Origin of the sequence: Alteromonas sp. AO-Serp (assembly GCF_017849675.1) — a bacterium.
GTDB lineage: Bacteria > Pseudomonadota > Gammaproteobacteria > Enterobacterales > Alteromonadaceae > Alteromonas > Alteromonas macleodii.
The window spans coordinates 1-14,978 of record NZ_JAFLMX010000083.1 but is presented as its reverse complement, the minus strand read 5'-3'; the positions used below and the strand labels follow the sequence as shown (position 1 = coordinate 14,978).

General features: G+C 43.4%; 15 protein-coding genes. 10 read left to right on the top strand and 5 right to left on the bottom strand.

From position 1 onward, the window contains the following. Nucleotides 1-93 precede the first annotated feature (93 nt). Nucleotides 94-306, top strand: coding sequence for a hypothetical protein (locus QVA83_RS06710; RefSeq protein WP_014978742.1), 213 nt, complete (start codon nt 94-96; stop codon nt 304-306). A 17-nt stretch (nt 307-323) separates the two neighbouring features. Next, on the top strand, nt 324-2,084 hold the full coding sequence (locus tag QVA83_RS06705; RefSeq protein WP_014976026.1) for a GGDEF domain-containing protein: 1,761 nt from the start codon (nt 324-326) through the stop codon (nt 2,082-2,084). A 42-nt stretch (nt 2,085-2,126) separates the two neighbouring features. Here QVA83_RS06705 and pheA read toward each other — a convergent pair whose 3' ends face one another. The 3 genes from pheA to yciH all read right to left on the bottom strand — a co-directional run bounded on the left by pheA (nt 2,127) and on the right by yciH (nt 4,860). After that, nucleotides 2,127-3,380: a prephenate dehydratase gene (gene pheA, locus QVA83_RS06700; protein ID WP_170870493.1), complete on the bottom strand. Its 1,254-nt coding sequence runs from the start codon at nt 3,378-3,380 to the stop codon at nt 2,127-2,129. 283 nt (nt 3,381-3,663) lie between these two features. Continuing rightward, the gene (locus QVA83_RS06695; RefSeq protein WP_014948846.1) at nt 3,664-4,464 is read right to left on the bottom strand and encodes a response regulator; all 801 of its coding nucleotides are present in this window, start codon (nt 4,462-4,464) and stop codon (nt 3,664-3,666) included. A gap of 63 nt (nt 4,465-4,527) precedes the next feature. Continuing rightward, nucleotides 4,528-4,860 carry a stress response translation initiation inhibitor YciH gene (gene yciH / locus QVA83_RS06690; RefSeq protein ID WP_014948847.1) on the bottom strand — a complete coding sequence of 111 codons (333 nt, stop codon included), beginning with the start codon at nt 4,858-4,860 and terminating at the stop codon, nt 4,528-4,530. 171 nt (nt 4,861-5,031) lie between these two features. On the opposite strand from yciH, the gene QVA83_RS06685 reads away from it, so the two are divergent. From QVA83_RS06685 to QVA83_RS06650, 8 genes are all read left to right on the top strand, one after another. Then, entirely contained in the window at nt 5,032-5,337 is a 306-nt protein-coding gene (locus QVA83_RS06685; protein ID WP_014948848.1) for an STAS domain-containing protein, read from the top strand. 43 nt (nt 5,338-5,380) lie between these two features. Further along, complete coding sequence (locus QVA83_RS06680; RefSeq protein ID WP_014976030.1) at nt 5,381-7,057, top strand: fused response regulator/phosphatase; 1,677 nt, start codon at nt 5,381-5,383, stop codon at nt 7,055-7,057. A 251-nt stretch (nt 7,058-7,308) separates the two neighbouring features. After that, on the top strand, nt 7,309-7,749 hold the full coding sequence (locus QVA83_RS06675; RefSeq protein ID WP_156078102.1) for a tellurite resistance TerB family protein: 441 nt from the start codon (nt 7,309-7,311) through the stop codon (nt 7,747-7,749). A 181-nt stretch (nt 7,750-7,930) separates the two neighbouring features. Beyond that, nucleotides 7,931-10,003, top strand: a complete 2,073-nt coding sequence (locus QVA83_RS06670; RefSeq protein WP_156078103.1) for a putative bifunctional diguanylate cyclase/phosphodiesterase — start codon at nt 7,931-7,933, stop codon at nt 10,001-10,003. A gap of 298 nt (nt 10,004-10,301) precedes the next feature. Then, nucleotides 10,302-10,583 (top strand): EF-hand domain-containing protein, encoded by a 282-nt coding sequence (locus QVA83_RS06665; protein ID WP_223866688.1) that lies wholly within the window; start codon nt 10,302-10,304, stop codon nt 10,581-10,583. Nucleotides 10,584-10,643: 60 nt separating this feature from the next. After that, nucleotides 10,644-12,041, top strand: coding sequence for a sensor histidine kinase (locus tag QVA83_RS06660; RefSeq protein ID WP_061485238.1), 1,398 nt, complete (start codon nt 10,644-10,646; stop codon nt 12,039-12,041). 1 nt (nt 12,042) lies between these two features. Beyond that, nucleotides 12,043-12,627, top strand: coding sequence for a hypothetical protein (locus tag QVA83_RS06655; RefSeq protein ID WP_156078104.1), 585 nt, complete (start codon nt 12,043-12,045; stop codon nt 12,625-12,627). Further along, nucleotides 12,624-13,964, top strand: coding sequence for a sigma 54-interacting transcriptional regulator (locus tag QVA83_RS06650; protein WP_014948857.1), 1,341 nt, complete (start codon nt 12,624-12,626; stop codon nt 13,962-13,964). Before QVA83_RS06655 ends, QVA83_RS06650 begins: the two co-directional genes overlap by 4 nt. Nucleotides 13,965-14,047: 83 nt before the next feature. Here QVA83_RS06650 and QVA83_RS06645 read toward each other — a convergent pair whose 3' ends face one another. Together QVA83_RS06645 and QVA83_RS06640 are read right to left on the bottom strand one after the other, a co-directional pair. Further along, on the bottom strand, nt 14,048-14,533 hold the full coding sequence (locus QVA83_RS06645; protein ID WP_156078105.1) for a GAF domain-containing protein: 486 nt from the start codon (nt 14,531-14,533) through the stop codon (nt 14,048-14,050). Nucleotides 14,534-14,657: 124 nt separating this feature from the next. Next, on the bottom strand, nt 14,658-14,978 hold a 321-nt coding region (locus QVA83_RS06640), incomplete at its 5' end, for a DUF72 domain-containing protein (RefSeq protein WP_287498268.1).

Here is a 14,978-nt window from a genome sequence, read left to right as displayed (position 1 = left end):
ATAATATGTCTAAAATTCTATATATTTGATTAACAACTCATCAAATAGTTGCTAACCTATTAAACATTAATAACTATAAAGTAGAACAAACTCATGAAAGCGCTAAAAGAACTTCTCGCTATTGCACAAGATGCATCTAAGCAACGTGACACTGATGTAATTGCACAATTTAAAGCTGACCACGCAGACGAACTTTCTCAAGAGAAAGAAAAAATGTGGTGTCTTTTGATGCCAGAAGATGAAGAGCAAGACGCGCCTGGTGATGCACAAGAGAGTGAAGAAAAGAACCAAGTGTCACTTCACTAACCCTGATAGTTTAAATTGTGGTTAGGTTTTTAATAGGGGCGTTACTTTGCCCCTTTTTCATATTTCCGCTTTCTGCTGACGAAATTGATCAGCAGTTGGTGCGCGCTGATGCACTTCGCAGTCAAGACGTGGAGGCGTTTCGTACGTCATTGTCGGCTCTCAGTAATAAATCAGCCTCCTTTTCACCGGCCCAAGTCCAATACTTTAACTATCTCAATGCTTATAGCTTATCGTATTCAGGAAAACTCATAGAGGCAGTTCCACTTTATGAAAGTGTGTTTCAAAGTGCTTCAGATAAATCGTTACAACTACGAGCCAAAAATTCAATTCTCAACAACTACGCGTTAGTTCGGGATTTTCCCAAAGCACTTCAGCAAATTCCTGATATTGTTCCTCTACTTTCGTTAGCGAAAGATAAAGATAAGCACCTTTCAATTTTGACGATTGCGCTTTTTTATAATCAGTTGGAAGAGTTTGAGCAGAGTTTGCAGTACAGTGCTCGCGTAATTGGACAAGAGCTTTCTTCCCGCAATGCGTGCCTGGCTCACAATCTGCGTAGTGAGTCGCTGCACAATTTAGGACGACTTGACCGAGAAACGCTAAATACAACTATTGAGGTATGTAATGCGAGTAAAGAGCCAATCGCTCTGAATCTAGCAAAATTATGGCTTGCTCAACTGATGTTAGCATCGCCAGACAGTATCGCAGGGGCGTTAGACGCCTTACTTGCTATCCAAGCAGATGTTGAAAGTACTAACTATCCACGATTAACGTCAGAGTACTATACAGCGCTAGCACAAGCCTATTTTGCCAATAAGCTCTTTCATAACGCACAGGAGAGTGCGCTTAAAGGCGCGGAGCTTGCAAAAGGCATGGGATATTCAAAACCCAGAAAAACGGCATATTATATACTGTACCAGTCGGCAATAGAGAAAGGGGATAATGCACAAGCATTAGATGCATTTATTCAATACGCTGAGGCTGATAAAGCGTACCTTGATGAGTACAACGTTAAGCAAATGGCGATTCAACAGGCTAAGTTCGATAACCTCGAGAAGAATATCGAAATTCAGCTACTGGACAAAGAGAATAGCCTACTGAAAGCACAAGCAGCCCTTTCCCGAGAAGAAAAGCAAAATCACAGGCTGTTGATAACATTGCTTGCTTCCACCACGATACTTGTCCTTATGTGGGCAATAATAAATCGTAAGTTACATGCAGCACTTAGGGAAAAGGCGCAAACTGACTCGTTAACAAAAGTGGCGAACCGTCACTATTTTACTGAGTTGGCATCGAAAGCGCTTGATCGAATGTCAGAGCAGCAGGACGTATTATCTTTTGTAATTTTCGACCTTGATCACTTTAAGTCAGTTAACGATAGTTACGGTCATCCAACAGGCGATTGGGTATTAAAGGCAGTAGTTAACGCGGTGAGGAAACACTGCAGAAAAGAAGATGTTTTCGGGCGCTTAGGTGGTGAGGAGTTCGGCCTACTATTACCAGGGTGTAATGAGAAAAAAGCAAAAGAAATAGCGGAAAGTATGCGCAATAGTATCCGTCAGATTGATACAGCTGAAAGCGGTTTTACCTTCGATATTTCAGCAAGCTTTGGTATCTCCAGCACTGCGTCATCAAAGTATCAATTCGAGGCGCTGTATGCCAATGCCGATGAAGCTTTGTATGGCAGTAAAAAGCATGGCCGCAACAGAGTTTCTGTCTTCCAGGTTAATGGTGAAAGTGACGTTGGTAATGTTGGGCAAGCCTTTCAGCCTGCCTAAACACTACAACGAAAGAAAGTAAACACTGGGGCGTGTGCTGGCTTAATCAGCCAGCGCACTCGCCGCGGCCACTTTGGTCGGGCTAATTTCTTCGCTTGGATAGCAGCCCAATACTTTGATGTAGCGGGTAATACCACGCAATGCATCAAGGGCATTTTGTACAGGGCCATCTTCTACATTGCCTTCTACATCAATGTAGAACATCTCTTCCCATGGATTACCTGGAATAGGACGCGATTCAAGCTTCGTCATATTGATGCTGTTCTCTCGTAGCACCAACAAGGCCTCTACAAGTGCACCTGGCTTTTGGATGGTAGACATAACAAGTGTTGTTTTAGCAGGAACTTGAAGTGGAACCACTACTGGGTTGCGCGCAACAACGATAAAACGGCTATGGTTTTCTTTTTGGTTTGCTAAGTTACTCTTTATTGCCATTAGGCCGTACAAGTTACCACCCGCTTCGCTGCCTATTGCGGCTACGTCATCGCGTTTAAGCTCACTAACTGTCAACATGGCAGACGAGGTGCTGTCCATGGTTTTCACTTCTACGTTCCCTAGTTCTGCTAAGAAATGGCTACACTGAGTGAACACTTGAGGGTGAGCGTAAAGCGTTTTGATTTTATCGATACTGGTGTTGGTTCCCACTAACAATGTATGGCGGATAGGGTGGGTGAGTTCACCAATAATACTAAGTTGGGTATGCTGTAGTTGGTCATACACTTCATTGATACTGCCAGACGTCGTGTTCTCAATAGGCAATACCGCGTAATCGGCTTCTGTACTTTCAACTTTGTGAATAATTTCAGCAAAGCTCTGACAGCCAATTTCCAGCAATTCGCCGGGGCGACGAGAGAAGTACTTTTGCGTTGCTAGATAAGAGTAAGAGCCCTTGTCGCCCAAGAATGCCACTCGGTTTAAGGGCAATGTACTGCCAGGGTTAGCGCGTTCAGCAAGCATAGCCTGCTGGTTTAAAACAGAGTCTTCAATAATAACGTGGAAAATTTGTGTCACATAATGAGGGTCTAAGCCGATGTTTTGGCCTTCTTTTATTAGGCGCACCAATAGCTGTTCTTCTCGCTTTTGATCTCTCACAGGAATGTGATGCTTTATTTTCGTCTCAGCCACTTCGTTGGTTAACTTTCTGCGTTCTGAGAGTAAAGTAAGTAATTCACTGTCTAAAGCGGTAATCCGCTCTCTAACAGTATCTAATGCATTGTCTGACATATCATTCCCGTGCTTATCGTATAAGAAAATTCTGCTAAAAAAAAACCTCCCAGTTGGGAGGTTTTCATGCATGTAGCCGCGCCTCCCTAGTTAAAGGATATAAACGCAAAAAAGAAAAGTGCTACGTGCATAGTATTCTGTTTCATAGGTTTGAATGTATGTTGAACGCCTATGTGTGTCAACCCATTTTTACAAATTGAATGGTTGTTTTTAATGTGGGGGACTTGAAAAAGTAATTAAAATGCGCTGTTGGCTTTATAAAAAGCCAAACGGTTAGGGCATGAAGCGTTGGCAGGTGCCGTAAATATACACCTGCCGGTGGGTAATTTGAGAACGCCGTTTAATATTTTAGCGCTTAGTTCCCTAATAGTGCTGAAAGCATTTGTCTTACTTCGTTGGGCTCAAAAGGCTTATCGCATAGCGCGTTCACACCTGTTTGCTGAATATTAGCCATATGTGCACTGTCAGCTGACTCTGACGTTACCATGATAATCGGTATATGTGTGGTTTCTGGATTAAAGCGGATAAATTCCGATAGTTCCCTGCCATCCATTTCGGGCATATTGTAGTCGGTAACCACGAGGTCAAAAGGTTCATCTTTTATATAAGTTAGCGCCATAGCGCCATTCTCCGCTTCTTTTATGCGTTGAAGCCCCATGCCTTCTAGTACGCGTCGAATATGATTACGCGCTAATTTACTGTCATCAACAAGAAGTACGCGAACATCATGTACGTCAAATAGTTCTAATTCTAGTTCATCGTGATTGATTAAATCTAAGCTTGCGTTTAACGCACGAGACAAATGAAGGGGTTCAAATGGTTTAGGAAGAATTGCCGCAACACCTGCCTGCTTAAATTCTTCTAGTTTGCTTAAACGATTTTCACTGGAAACCAACATGAAGGGGATTGTTTTAAATGCGTCGTCTTCTTTAATGAATTTAAGTAGTTCTAGTGCGGTTCCATCTTCGTAGTACATCGCGCTTACGATTAGGTCAGCACCGTGCGCTTTTACCGCTGAACGAGCTTCGGAAAGGGTACTGACGGGGTCAATTTCCTTTACGTGTTCTTTTAACAACAAAGTGGTGATGATCTTTCTTTGTGTGTCAGAAGGCTCAACTAAAATAATGTGTAGATCAGAAATTGACAGCTTTTCCATTTCAGACTCTTTTTGTTATATGTTTATGAAAAAGTGAGAGCTCGCTAGCTGGCTAGCGTTACATTAGCCCCCAGCAAGCTTAACTTTATACCCTTTATCGGTAAGTAGTGTGCGGAGCTTTTCCCTGTCATCGGTTTGTACTTCAATGACACCGTCTTTCACTGCGCCGCCGCAACCACATTTTTTCTTTAGCTCAGAGCCTAGCTTTTTCAGCTCATCAGACGCGAGGTCTAATCCCTTAATCAGAGACACCCCTTTTCCTTTGCGACCTTTAGTTTCCCTGTGAATACGAACAACGCCGTCAGAAGACACCGAACGCGCTTGCTCTTTTGGCTCAGGCTTTATTTTGCCGCTTTCAGTACTATAGACCAAAAGGGCGTCTTGCCAGTCTTGCATACATACCTCAATAAATTGCGTCTTTCCATCTAAATGGCGATAAAAAAAGCATTACCATACGAAAGTTTAAGATGACTTTCATGGCGATGTGTAAAAGTTCAACTAGTATAAGAATAGCAAAGTTAAAAGCATGTGATGAAGCATTTCTGCTTACATTTTTAAGGAGCGAATATGGAAATAACGTCGAGCTATCAAAATCAAGGAAAAGTACTAGTGGTAGATGTAGGCACTAAGTTTGACTTTAGTAAGGTAGAAGACTTCAGAAACGCCTATGGCGAACTGGGCGCCGATGTCTCTCACATCACCGTAGATTTATCGCGTACTGAATACATGGATAGCTCTGCCTTAGGTATGTTGTTAAACATGCAAAAGACACTCGCTGAAAGAGAATTAACCTACAGTATCGAAAATGCCCGTCCTCAGGTTGCTAAAATCCTGAAAATATCTCGATTCGATAAAAAGTTCGACATTAAGTAAGAAAAGCAAGTCGCTAAATTAACATTTTATCGAAGAGACATACGTGAAGATCCTCATTGTTGACGACGAGGCTATCAACCGTACATTGCTTACTAACATGCTTTATAACGCAGGCTATAAAGAGTGTATCGAAGCGGTGGATGGTGTTGAAGCTATCAAAAAATTTACGCACGAAAAACCCGACTTGGTTTTGTTGGATGTTGTGATGCCTGGGCTCAGTGGTTTTGACGTTGCACCCAAAATACGCAAGCTTGCGAAAGGGCCGTATCTACCTATTCTTTTTATCACCGCTTTAGAAGATAAAGAAAGCTTAGTGAGGTGTCTGGAAGTTGGCGGGAACGACTTTGCCACAAAGCCCTTCGACCGACACATTCTAATTGCCAAAATTCGAGCCCACTTAAAAATACGTGCTTTGAGTGAACACATAGAACAGCAAAATAAAGCACTTCGATTATTCAATCAAAGAGTGGCGAGAGAGCACGCCATTGTGGAACATATTTTTAGCCACGCTATTGTCAATCGACCCGAGGTAATGGCGCATTTCGACTGCTTCCTAAAGCCAGCTGAAACCTTTAATGGCGACCTCTTTCTATGCGAATCAAGCCCTAGTGGTGGTATTTATTTTGTGGTGGGAGATTTTACAGGTCATGGTTTGGCGTCAGCAATTGGTGCGTTGCCTGTAACCCGAGCCTTTCAGGAACTCAGCCAGCAAGGGGTATCTATTTCTGAGATTATTTCAGAATTAAATCGAATTTTAATTAAGTTTCTACCAAGTGACATGTTTATGGCCGCAGTGGTGGGCGAAATTAACGCGGGGGGCAATAGAATCAACTTATGGCAGGGTGGAATGCCGGCTGTCATTGTTCCTGCGAAAACTGATTTAGCGCTGCGCTGCATCCCCTCACGTCACATGGCATTAGGGATCCTAGACGAGCATGAACTCAACACCGATTGCGATACCATTCAATTAGGATGCAATGAACAGCTTGTAATTTGTAGCGACGGGCTAATTGAGAGTACTACTCAAGAGGGAGAAATGCTTCTTGAGGAAGGCTTGGTAAGAATAGTAAAAGAGCAAATGCAGACGCATGGGAAAATAGAATCCAATTCACTTTTTCTTAAGGCGAAAGAGCATTGCGCAGCCTCTTCATTTCACGATGATGTCACGCTAGTCGTGTTTACCTCTCAACCCATTAAAACGCCCGTATCACCAAAGATGGATTTTGGATTGCCATCGGTGCATGAAGTTGCGCTTGACGCACAACATTTGAAACAGCCTGACATTCTCCAACGCGTGCTACAGCTTGCGGGGCAATGTGAGGGCATTCAAGCGGTGCGTTCGATAATTTATACCGTGTTGTCGGAACTGTTTAATAATGCGTTAGAGCATGGGATCTTGAAACTCGACTCAAAACTCAAAGCTGATAGTACAGGGTTCCATCAATATTACGAAAACCGCGAGGCTTCTCTAAAAGCGCTTAGTCACGGGCGAATTAATATTAGGATAGAGTCTTTACCCCTTAAAGGTAAGGTGCTGATAGCGGTTGAAGATAGTGGTGAAGGCTTTGAGTGGAATAAGGCAAGTACGGTAGGCCGGCGTCATTCCGTTCATGACGAAAGCTTTGGGCGTGGGCTCCCTTTGCTTCACGCGCTGTGCGAACGAGTGTGGTTCGAAAATGGCGGGAGTAAAGTGATTTGCTTACTTGATACTAAAATTTAGGCGCCTTTAGAAAATATATTTACGAGCAAAATGTTCATATTCATGTTTCTCTGAGGGCTTTTAAACTCTCACTTTACAGCTCTAGTCGCTGAATACAGTTTACATAGACTTGCTTACTTGGTCATCGCTGTAAATCTGTCCATCTAATCCAGCAATTAATCGAATTTAGCTTTTACCGAGTAAAAGTTTTATCGATACTCAAATTTCATTAACCGCGGGTGTTTCTGCGGTGACACAAGAAGTAGGGCCCCATGCTGAAATCATTTCTTAAACTTTTCGAAGACACGCATAAGCGCACAGAGCCAACGTATACCGTTGAATTGGCGACTGCTGCATTACTTAGTGAAATTGTAAACGCTGATAATGAAGTAACGGATAGCGAGAGAAGTGAATACGAGAAACAGCTCAGAAAGCATGTAAACATAGATGAGGAAGCGATGTCGTTGTTGCTTGAAAGAGGGCAAGAGACGGCTGACGATTCAATTGACTTAGTGCGTTTTACTCAAGTACTAAATAAGCACTGCAGCGCTAATGAGAAAAGAGATGTGATAAAGAGCCTCTGGGCTATTGCATACGCGGATGAATCTTTAGCGCCTCTTGAAGAGAGTACTATTCGTCAAATAGCTGATTTATTGTACGTTCCCCATAGCCAATACATTAAAACTAAACTTGAAGTAGTTGAAAGAACATAGCGTTCATCATCACTCAGTTAGTCTTTTTTGTATTAGCTAAAAAAATGGATTCAAATTTAGCGACCTGTACCTTACTATTGTGAACAAATAATAATAAAAGCTTAGCGGTGACAGTGCTGTTTCAGAGCCTATGGCATCACTTGCTTACAACAGCTTGCAGTACTGAAGTAAGGGTAGTTGAGTGTTTAGAACGTTGAAAATCCCAATTGGGCTTGTCATTGCATTGACGATGTCGGTGCTGGCGCTCTCTGTGGTAATTGTTAATAAATTAGAACACAACGCTTCTGTGGTGGATGTGGTTAAAGGCAATACCGCGACGTTAAGTAACGCTTTGTCGCTGCAGTTATCGGTTGTCATGGAGCGAAGTCCCGGTGATAACGCATTATTTTCCTCTCTTTTTCAACCGATAAAAGAACACGATAATCTTATTTCCGCCACGCTATATGACAACGACTATCAAGTCATTTCCACCATTCAACCTAATTCCTTAAGCCAGCTTTCCAATCAATCTGTTCCACTTGATCCTGCAGAAATTCCATTTGGTGTTACGCAATACGACAATGTTATCACTGCCCATCAAATTGTAGGCAGTAGCCTATACCCACTTGGACATGTTGTTCTTTATGTGGACATTGAAGACACCATGGCGGCAAGTTCAGCCCGCCAGCTCATTAAGCAAGTGCCTATCGTTATCGCGGTTTGGCTGCTTTGCACTGGCACTTGTGTCTTTATTTTATACCGTTTGATTTCTCCTATTGGGTCGCTGAGGCAGTTTACTCAAGAAGTATTTGAGTCAAAAGATTATGCGCTGCGCAGTTCACTTAATACATCTAATGAAATTGGACAGTTATCGAATAACATTAATAGTTTATTGGATACCATTGAAGTTGAGTTACTTATCAACTTTGAGCAAAAGCAAACATTGGTTGATCAACAAGAAACCATGTCTCGTCTGGCAAACTTCGATAGTTTAACCGGTCTTCCCAATCGACAGTTTGTTCTCGATAACTTAAGACTTGAGCTAGCCAGAGCCAAAAGAAATGATGAAGACTTACTGCTCCTGTTTTTTGATTTAGATGGGTTTAAGGGCATCAATGATTCTTTAGGACATGAAACCGGGGATCTCATTCTCATAGAGGTTGCTGACAGAGTTCAGTGTTTGCTGCGCGACGGCGATTTATTCGCGCGACTGGGAGGGGATGAGTTCTTAGTACTGCCCGATAGAGATGTGACTACTGACCAAGCGCAAAGCTTGGCAACGCGACTTATTACCGCATTTGATGAGCCTTTTGAACTGCGTGGCTTATCACTAACGGTAGGTTTAAGCGTTGGAATCGCTACGGCTTCTGATGCGGGCTACGACCTAAGCGAACTGATGAGCAATGCAGACCTTGCAATGTATCGCTCAAAAGCGCGAGGGCGGGGCAGCTACACACTGTTTACACCTGATATGGTTGAGTCGCATAAGCGTAAACTCCACTTAGCTAACGGTATTGAGCAAGGAATCAGCAACGATGAGTTTGTTGTTTATTACCAGGTTAAAGTTAACAACGAAGGGAATGTAATCGGCGTAGAAGCGCTTATTCGTTGGCAACATCCTGAATTTGGCTTGGTCATGCCGAACGAGTTTATCCCCATTGCTGAGCAGGGCGGTAAGATCACTGCAATTACCCGTTGGGTAATTAAGCGCGTTTGTATTGATATGCCAGATTTAAAACAATGGGCCACGTCTCCGTTTAGAGCCTCAATCAATTTATCTGGACATGATTTGCGAAGCTCGCAGCTGTTTGACTACATCTACAATACTTTCAAGCTCTATGACATCAACCCAGAAAACATTGAATTTGAAGTGACAGAAAGTGCGTATCTAGAAAACTTTACTCTTTCAAACAAGTTCTTCAGACGCATCGGAAATATGGGGTGCGCCATAGCTCTAGATGATTTTGGAACGGGTTACTCCTCGTTAAGTTACCTGACGCAAATCAATATCGACACGCTAAAAGTTGACCGACAGTTTGTAATGGAAATTCAAACTTCAGAACGAAGCCGTCTTGTGACTGGGGCAATTATTGATTTGGCGAAAAGACTGTCACTCTCGGTATGTGCTGAGGGCATAGAAAACCTTGAACAGTGGAATTACCTTAGAGAGCATGGATGTGACAATGTGCAAGGATTTATGTTTAGCAAGCCCATCCCCTTGTCGGAGCTCACTTGTTCTCCCTCCCATTACAGCGATAGCAGTTTCTCTGTATAGCAAGGCATCGATAAAACCACTTTGACATACAGTGTTTCAAAGTGGTGTTTCTTTTTTGCAACATTTAACCTGTATGCTGAGTGGTTGATAGTACACTTATTTGCATATGCTGCTGTTTTTAATGTGCTTTTTCTTTTTGGTCTGAAAATCGCATAAGCAGTTTGAATGCAATTATGATAGTGGTTAATTGAAGACTAGTGGTAGTATCCATGAGCTTTAATAGCAGCATAACCTGATGACACAGGGCTGGTATCAAAGCGGATTGAGAAGGATTTTAAAAGCGTTTAGCGGAGGATTCATGATGAAACGTCTCGAAAAAGTTTTCTTAGCACTTTGTGCTGTTGCTGCAGTACAAGCCATTTCAGTAGCGGACGCGTACGCAAGTCCAGCGCGCTCGTTGATGCAGGAATTAGACACAGATAAAGATGGTCTGATATCACTTAAAGAAGCGGTTCGACACACAGGTCTACTGCGTAACTTTGGGCTGATTGATGACAACGAAGATGGCAAACTTTCCGAAGCCGAATTGGCAAAAAGCAAGTTGACGCCAGGCAATGAAAAGCTCACAGCAAGTGAGTAGATAAAATAATATATTTAAGAGGGTAAGGTTCTGATAAACAAGGTTTCGTTTGGTGAACGCTTGGTACAACTTGGTTCACTAAGGCAGTTGACGCTAGGTAGTTTTGTACTGGCCCTTATCCCTCTTATAGCCTTACTTTGGCAAAGTCAAAGCGACTTAGCCAAAGTGGGTCAAATGACAACACTTGAAACACGGTTTGTTGTCGATGTTGTTAGCGACATGCAAAGACTCGATAACGCGGTCGTTGACGTAGAGCGCAGCATTCGCCAATTTGCTGTGTTGAGAAATGATAGGGTGGCATCTCTTTCTGATAACGCCATCGATCAATTTGCCGTGGCCGCTGACAATCTATGTCAGGCTCTCTCGGTACCAACTACCTGCACACGACTTTCAGAACAGCTAAATCAATTAGCCGAATATCGAGCGATTGAAGACCAGCTTTTACTTAATGCTTACCTTGCATCAGTGGGCGATAGCGTCGACCAGCTTCGCGACGATGTAGAAGCCGCTATTACTGAACGTGTCAAAGTCCAGCAAGATGATTTAAATGCCATGCAAGCAAAACAAGCTTGGTCTACGGCCATGCTTGTAAGCGTTTCGTTATTGCTAATATTGATGGGGAGTCAGCTTATTGTGAACCCCGTCAACAACTTAAAAAAGATTATAAGGATCATGGCCCACAGCGATGGTCAGCTTCCACCCCTTTCAAGACAAGCGCCAAAAGAACTGATTGATGTAGAGAAAGATTTACATTGGCTTTATGATCGACTACAGCAGTTGGAGCATATTAGAACCGCCTTGCTGCGACACGCTGCTCACGAGCTCAAAACTCCGCTTGCCAGCATTAAAGAAGGCTGCAGCTTGTTGTCTGAAAACGTGGTGGGCGAGTTGAATAACAGTCAACGCGAAGTACTTTCGCTACTTACTGCTAGCACGCAAAGGCTCAACACGCTGGTGGAAAAGTTGCTCGACTACAACCTGCTGTTGCAACAAGCTCAGCCGAAAATGGTACAAAGTGACGTTAGTAAGTTAGTTTCTGCTTGTTTAGAAGATTACGCGCTCGCCATTCAGGATAGAGAAGTGGAAGTAAAGATAACTGCGTCCGAGGTGCGTATAGACGAGGAGCTGTTTAGAAGAATACTTGATAACTTGGTGTCCAATGCTGTCGCGCATGGCGCAGTGGGAAGACCGATAAATATTAGCCTTTATAAAGAAAACGATAATCTTGTACTCGATGTTGCCAATCGCGGTAAGCGTATTGCTCCAGAGTCAGTACATACTTTATTTGAACCTTTTATCCGAGGAACCGAGCCGAGAAACGACAATGTCATTGGGACGGGTTTAGGGTTATCAATTGTTGCCGATTGCGCTCGACTGATGCATGGTGATGTGCGTGTTGTAGATGTAGACTATGCCGATGTTTGCTTTAGAGTGACCATTGGGCAACAGGAAAAATAAAATGAGAATAAGTGGTTTAATTGTCGCCTTACTGGTGCTGACAGGATGTCAGAGTTTAACCAGGAACAACGACAACGCAGGTGAGCCAGAAAAGGTGACGCCTGTAGCTAAAATAGAACGTGGCCTTTGTTTATTTGTTGAGCCTCCACAGGGGTTCGAGCACAATTGCGATGCAACCTATTGGCTTAACGCGTGGATTGACGCGGCCAACCAACCTTGGTTAGAGCGTAAGCAAGCATTAAAAGCGTTAGGTGATACAGCATCTGACATACTTCACGCCTACGTTTTAACCCTACCAACAGATACACCTTATCAAGACAGGTTGCGCGCGCAGCTTGCCTTAAATGATATTGCTGGAACATTTACACCCACTGCGCAAGAAGTGGTGACTGTTATTGCTGCGTCGCACAACAATCAGATTATGCAGCTTGAATCTGCCATGGTGGTGTTGGAGCAAGAAAATACTTCTCGTGGCGAGAAAGTAAAAGCACTTGAAATTGAAGCAGTTAACCTGCGCAAAAAACTAGAAGAATTGTTGCAGATTGAAGCAACACTGATGGATAAAAACAGGAGTACACAACAGTGAGCGAAAAGGCGAGTAGTAACCCTAACTTATTGTTGGTAGATGACGATAAGAGCTTATTGCGCTTATTAACCATTCGTCTGGAAGGCGAAGGTTATGAGGTGACCGCAGTGGAAGACGGTCAATCAGCGTTAAGAAAGCTCCAAAACGACAACTACGATGTAGTATTAAGTGACTTGCGTATGCCGGGCTTAGATGGTCTGAGTTTGTTTGAAGAAATTATGGGAATTAGAAAAGATATTCCTGTAATTCTGATGACGGCTCACGGCACCATTGCTGATGCGGTAGCAGCCACTCAGCGTGGTGTATTTGGGTTTTTGCCTAAACCTGTAGATCACGATGAATTACGCGCGCTGCTGCAAAAAGCACTTAGCCAGTCTCAAGCTGCACAGCCTGGGGATTGGGCAAAGGACATCATCACCCGTTCTCCAGAAATGCTAAATGTACTAGACCAGGCGTTCCGTATAGCTCAGCGTGAAGTGTCTGTGCTTATTAGCGGCGCGAGCGGTACAGGTAAAGAGTTACTTGCTAATGCCATTCATAAAGCCAGTAACCGCAGCGACAAACCATTTGTGGCTATTAACTGTGGAGCATTACCTGAAAACTTGCTTGAGTCTGAGCTATTTGGTCATGCCAAAGGTGCGTTTACCGGTGCTGTAGCTGCTCACCCTGGTCTGTTTAGAGAAGCCGACGGCGGTACCTTGTTCTTGGATGAGATTGGCGATATGCCGATGACGCTGCAGGTAAAACTGCTGCGTGCATTACAAGAGCGTCAAATTCGTCCAGTAGGTAGTAGCAAGCACGTAGATATCGATGTGCGTATCATTTCTGCAACGCACAAAGACTTGCACAAAGAAATGGAAGAAGGCACCTTCCGCGAAGATTTATATTACCGTCTCAACGTGGTGAACCTAAAACTTCCGTCGCTAAAATCGCGAAGTGAAGATATTCCACTTCTGGCTCGCTCGCTGCTGCAGCAAAGCGCACAGCGTCATGGCGTGAATGTAAGCCAATTTTCTGATGACGCTATGCAACAGCTGGTAACCTCATCTTGGCCAGGTAACGTACGTCAGCTTGTGAATGTGGTCGAGCAGTGTGTTGCGTTAACGCAAACGCCTGTTATTCCGCTTCACTTAGTAGAGCAGGCCTTGTCTGCCACTAAACAAAGCTGGCCAACGCTTACAGAGGCTAGAGATGCGTTTGAACAGCAATACTTGCACAAGCTTCTAAAAATGACCGACGGGAATGTAACGCGCGCGGCAGAGCTTGCAGGTAGAAACCGTACAGACATGCATAAACTTATGAAAAAGCATGAATTAGACGCAGCTGATTTCAGATAGACATAGTGCTTAGAGAGTTATTAAACGCATCACTTTTTAGTGATGCGTTTTTGTTTTGCGATACGCAAAGCCTAGCGCTGGGGTTATGCTGGAAGGTGTTCTGAAAAAATAATAGTTTCAACTGTGCGGGCGTGGTTTTTTAAGCTTGCTATCTCAACGTCTAAAAAGTCACGTGGTTCATCAAATAGAAGGCATAACGTACCCAATTCATAGCCATCTTTGTTGCGCAAGATAGCACCAGCGTAACCTCTTATGTAAGGGCTGCCAGTAACCAGCGGGTTATTAGCGAATAGCTTATCGGCTTTAGCGTCGGGAACAATCAAGTATTCTTCTTCGGCTATCGCGTAGGTGCAAAACGAGATATTACGCGGTGTTTCGGTAGCATCCATACACTGGCGGGACTTAAACCATTGACGATCTTCTGCAACAAGGCTTACCAAGCAGGTTTTAGCATTAAACTCTTCTTGTACAGCTTTGGTGAGCTCGTCAAGTTGTTTGCTTGGGGAAGTATCTAAAATATCTAACGATTCAAGCGCAGCAATACGCGCTTTCTCATATTCATGGTTCATTGAGGTTATTTCACGGTAAATAATGGTGTAGTACCAAAATAGATAAGAGCAGTAGTTTACCGCTGAATTAGAAAAACGCTATCTATTAAAAAATATTGATAGGCTCAATGTCAGTTGCTCGTCATCAAAACAGTGAATTCTGCTCTGGTTGAGTTTTAATAGACAGGTTATTTAGCGCGAGTGATGGAGTAGTGTTGTTATACAAATCGATAAACTGCTGCGCTAACCAGGGAGCATCTTTGTTGTCTGGGCGGTGACAAAAAAAGTAAACGTCTTTTCCTTCACTTTGCCAAATCTTCACTTTTTTCACCCAAGGCAATAAACAGCGTTGGTTGTCATCATCTATATCGTTACCGACAAAGCGGACAATGGGAGTATGGCCTGTAGCGATAACATTTACTGGTACACGAGGCTTTTTCTCTCGCACTTCCTCTAGCATCGCACG

Excerpts from the sequence above, each read along its gene's own strand:
- QVA83_RS06710 (WP_014978742.1), top strand. The coding sequence starts at position 94 with ATGAAAGCGCTAAAAGAACTTCTCGCTATTGCACAAGATGCATCTAAG.
- pheA (WP_170870493.1), bottom strand. The coding sequence starts at position 3,380 with ATGCATGAAAACCTCCCAACTGGGAGGTTTTTTTTTAGCAGAATTTTC.
- QVA83_RS06695 (WP_014948846.1), bottom strand. The coding sequence starts at position 4,464 with ATGGAAAAGCTGTCAATTTCTGATCTACACATTATTTTAGTTGAGCCT.
- yciH (WP_014948847.1), bottom strand. The coding sequence starts at position 4,860 with ATGCAAGACTGGCAAGACGCCCTTTTGGTCTATAGTACTGAAAGCGGC.
- QVA83_RS06685 (WP_014948848.1), top strand. The coding sequence starts at position 5,032 with ATGGAAATAACGTCGAGCTATCAAAATCAAGGAAAAGTACTAGTGGTA.
- QVA83_RS06675 (WP_156078102.1), top strand. The coding sequence starts at position 7,309 with ATGCTGAAATCATTTCTTAAACTTTTCGAAGACACGCATAAGCGCACA.
- QVA83_RS06665 (WP_223866688.1), top strand. The coding sequence starts at position 10,302 with ATGATGAAACGTCTCGAAAAAGTTTTCTTAGCACTTTGTGCTGTTGCT.
- QVA83_RS06655 (WP_156078104.1), top strand. The coding sequence starts at position 12,043 with ATGAGAATAAGTGGTTTAATTGTCGCCTTACTGGTGCTGACAGGATGT.
- QVA83_RS06645 (WP_156078105.1), bottom strand. The coding sequence starts at position 14,533 with ATGAACCATGAATATGAGAAAGCGCGTATTGCTGCGCTTGAATCGTTA.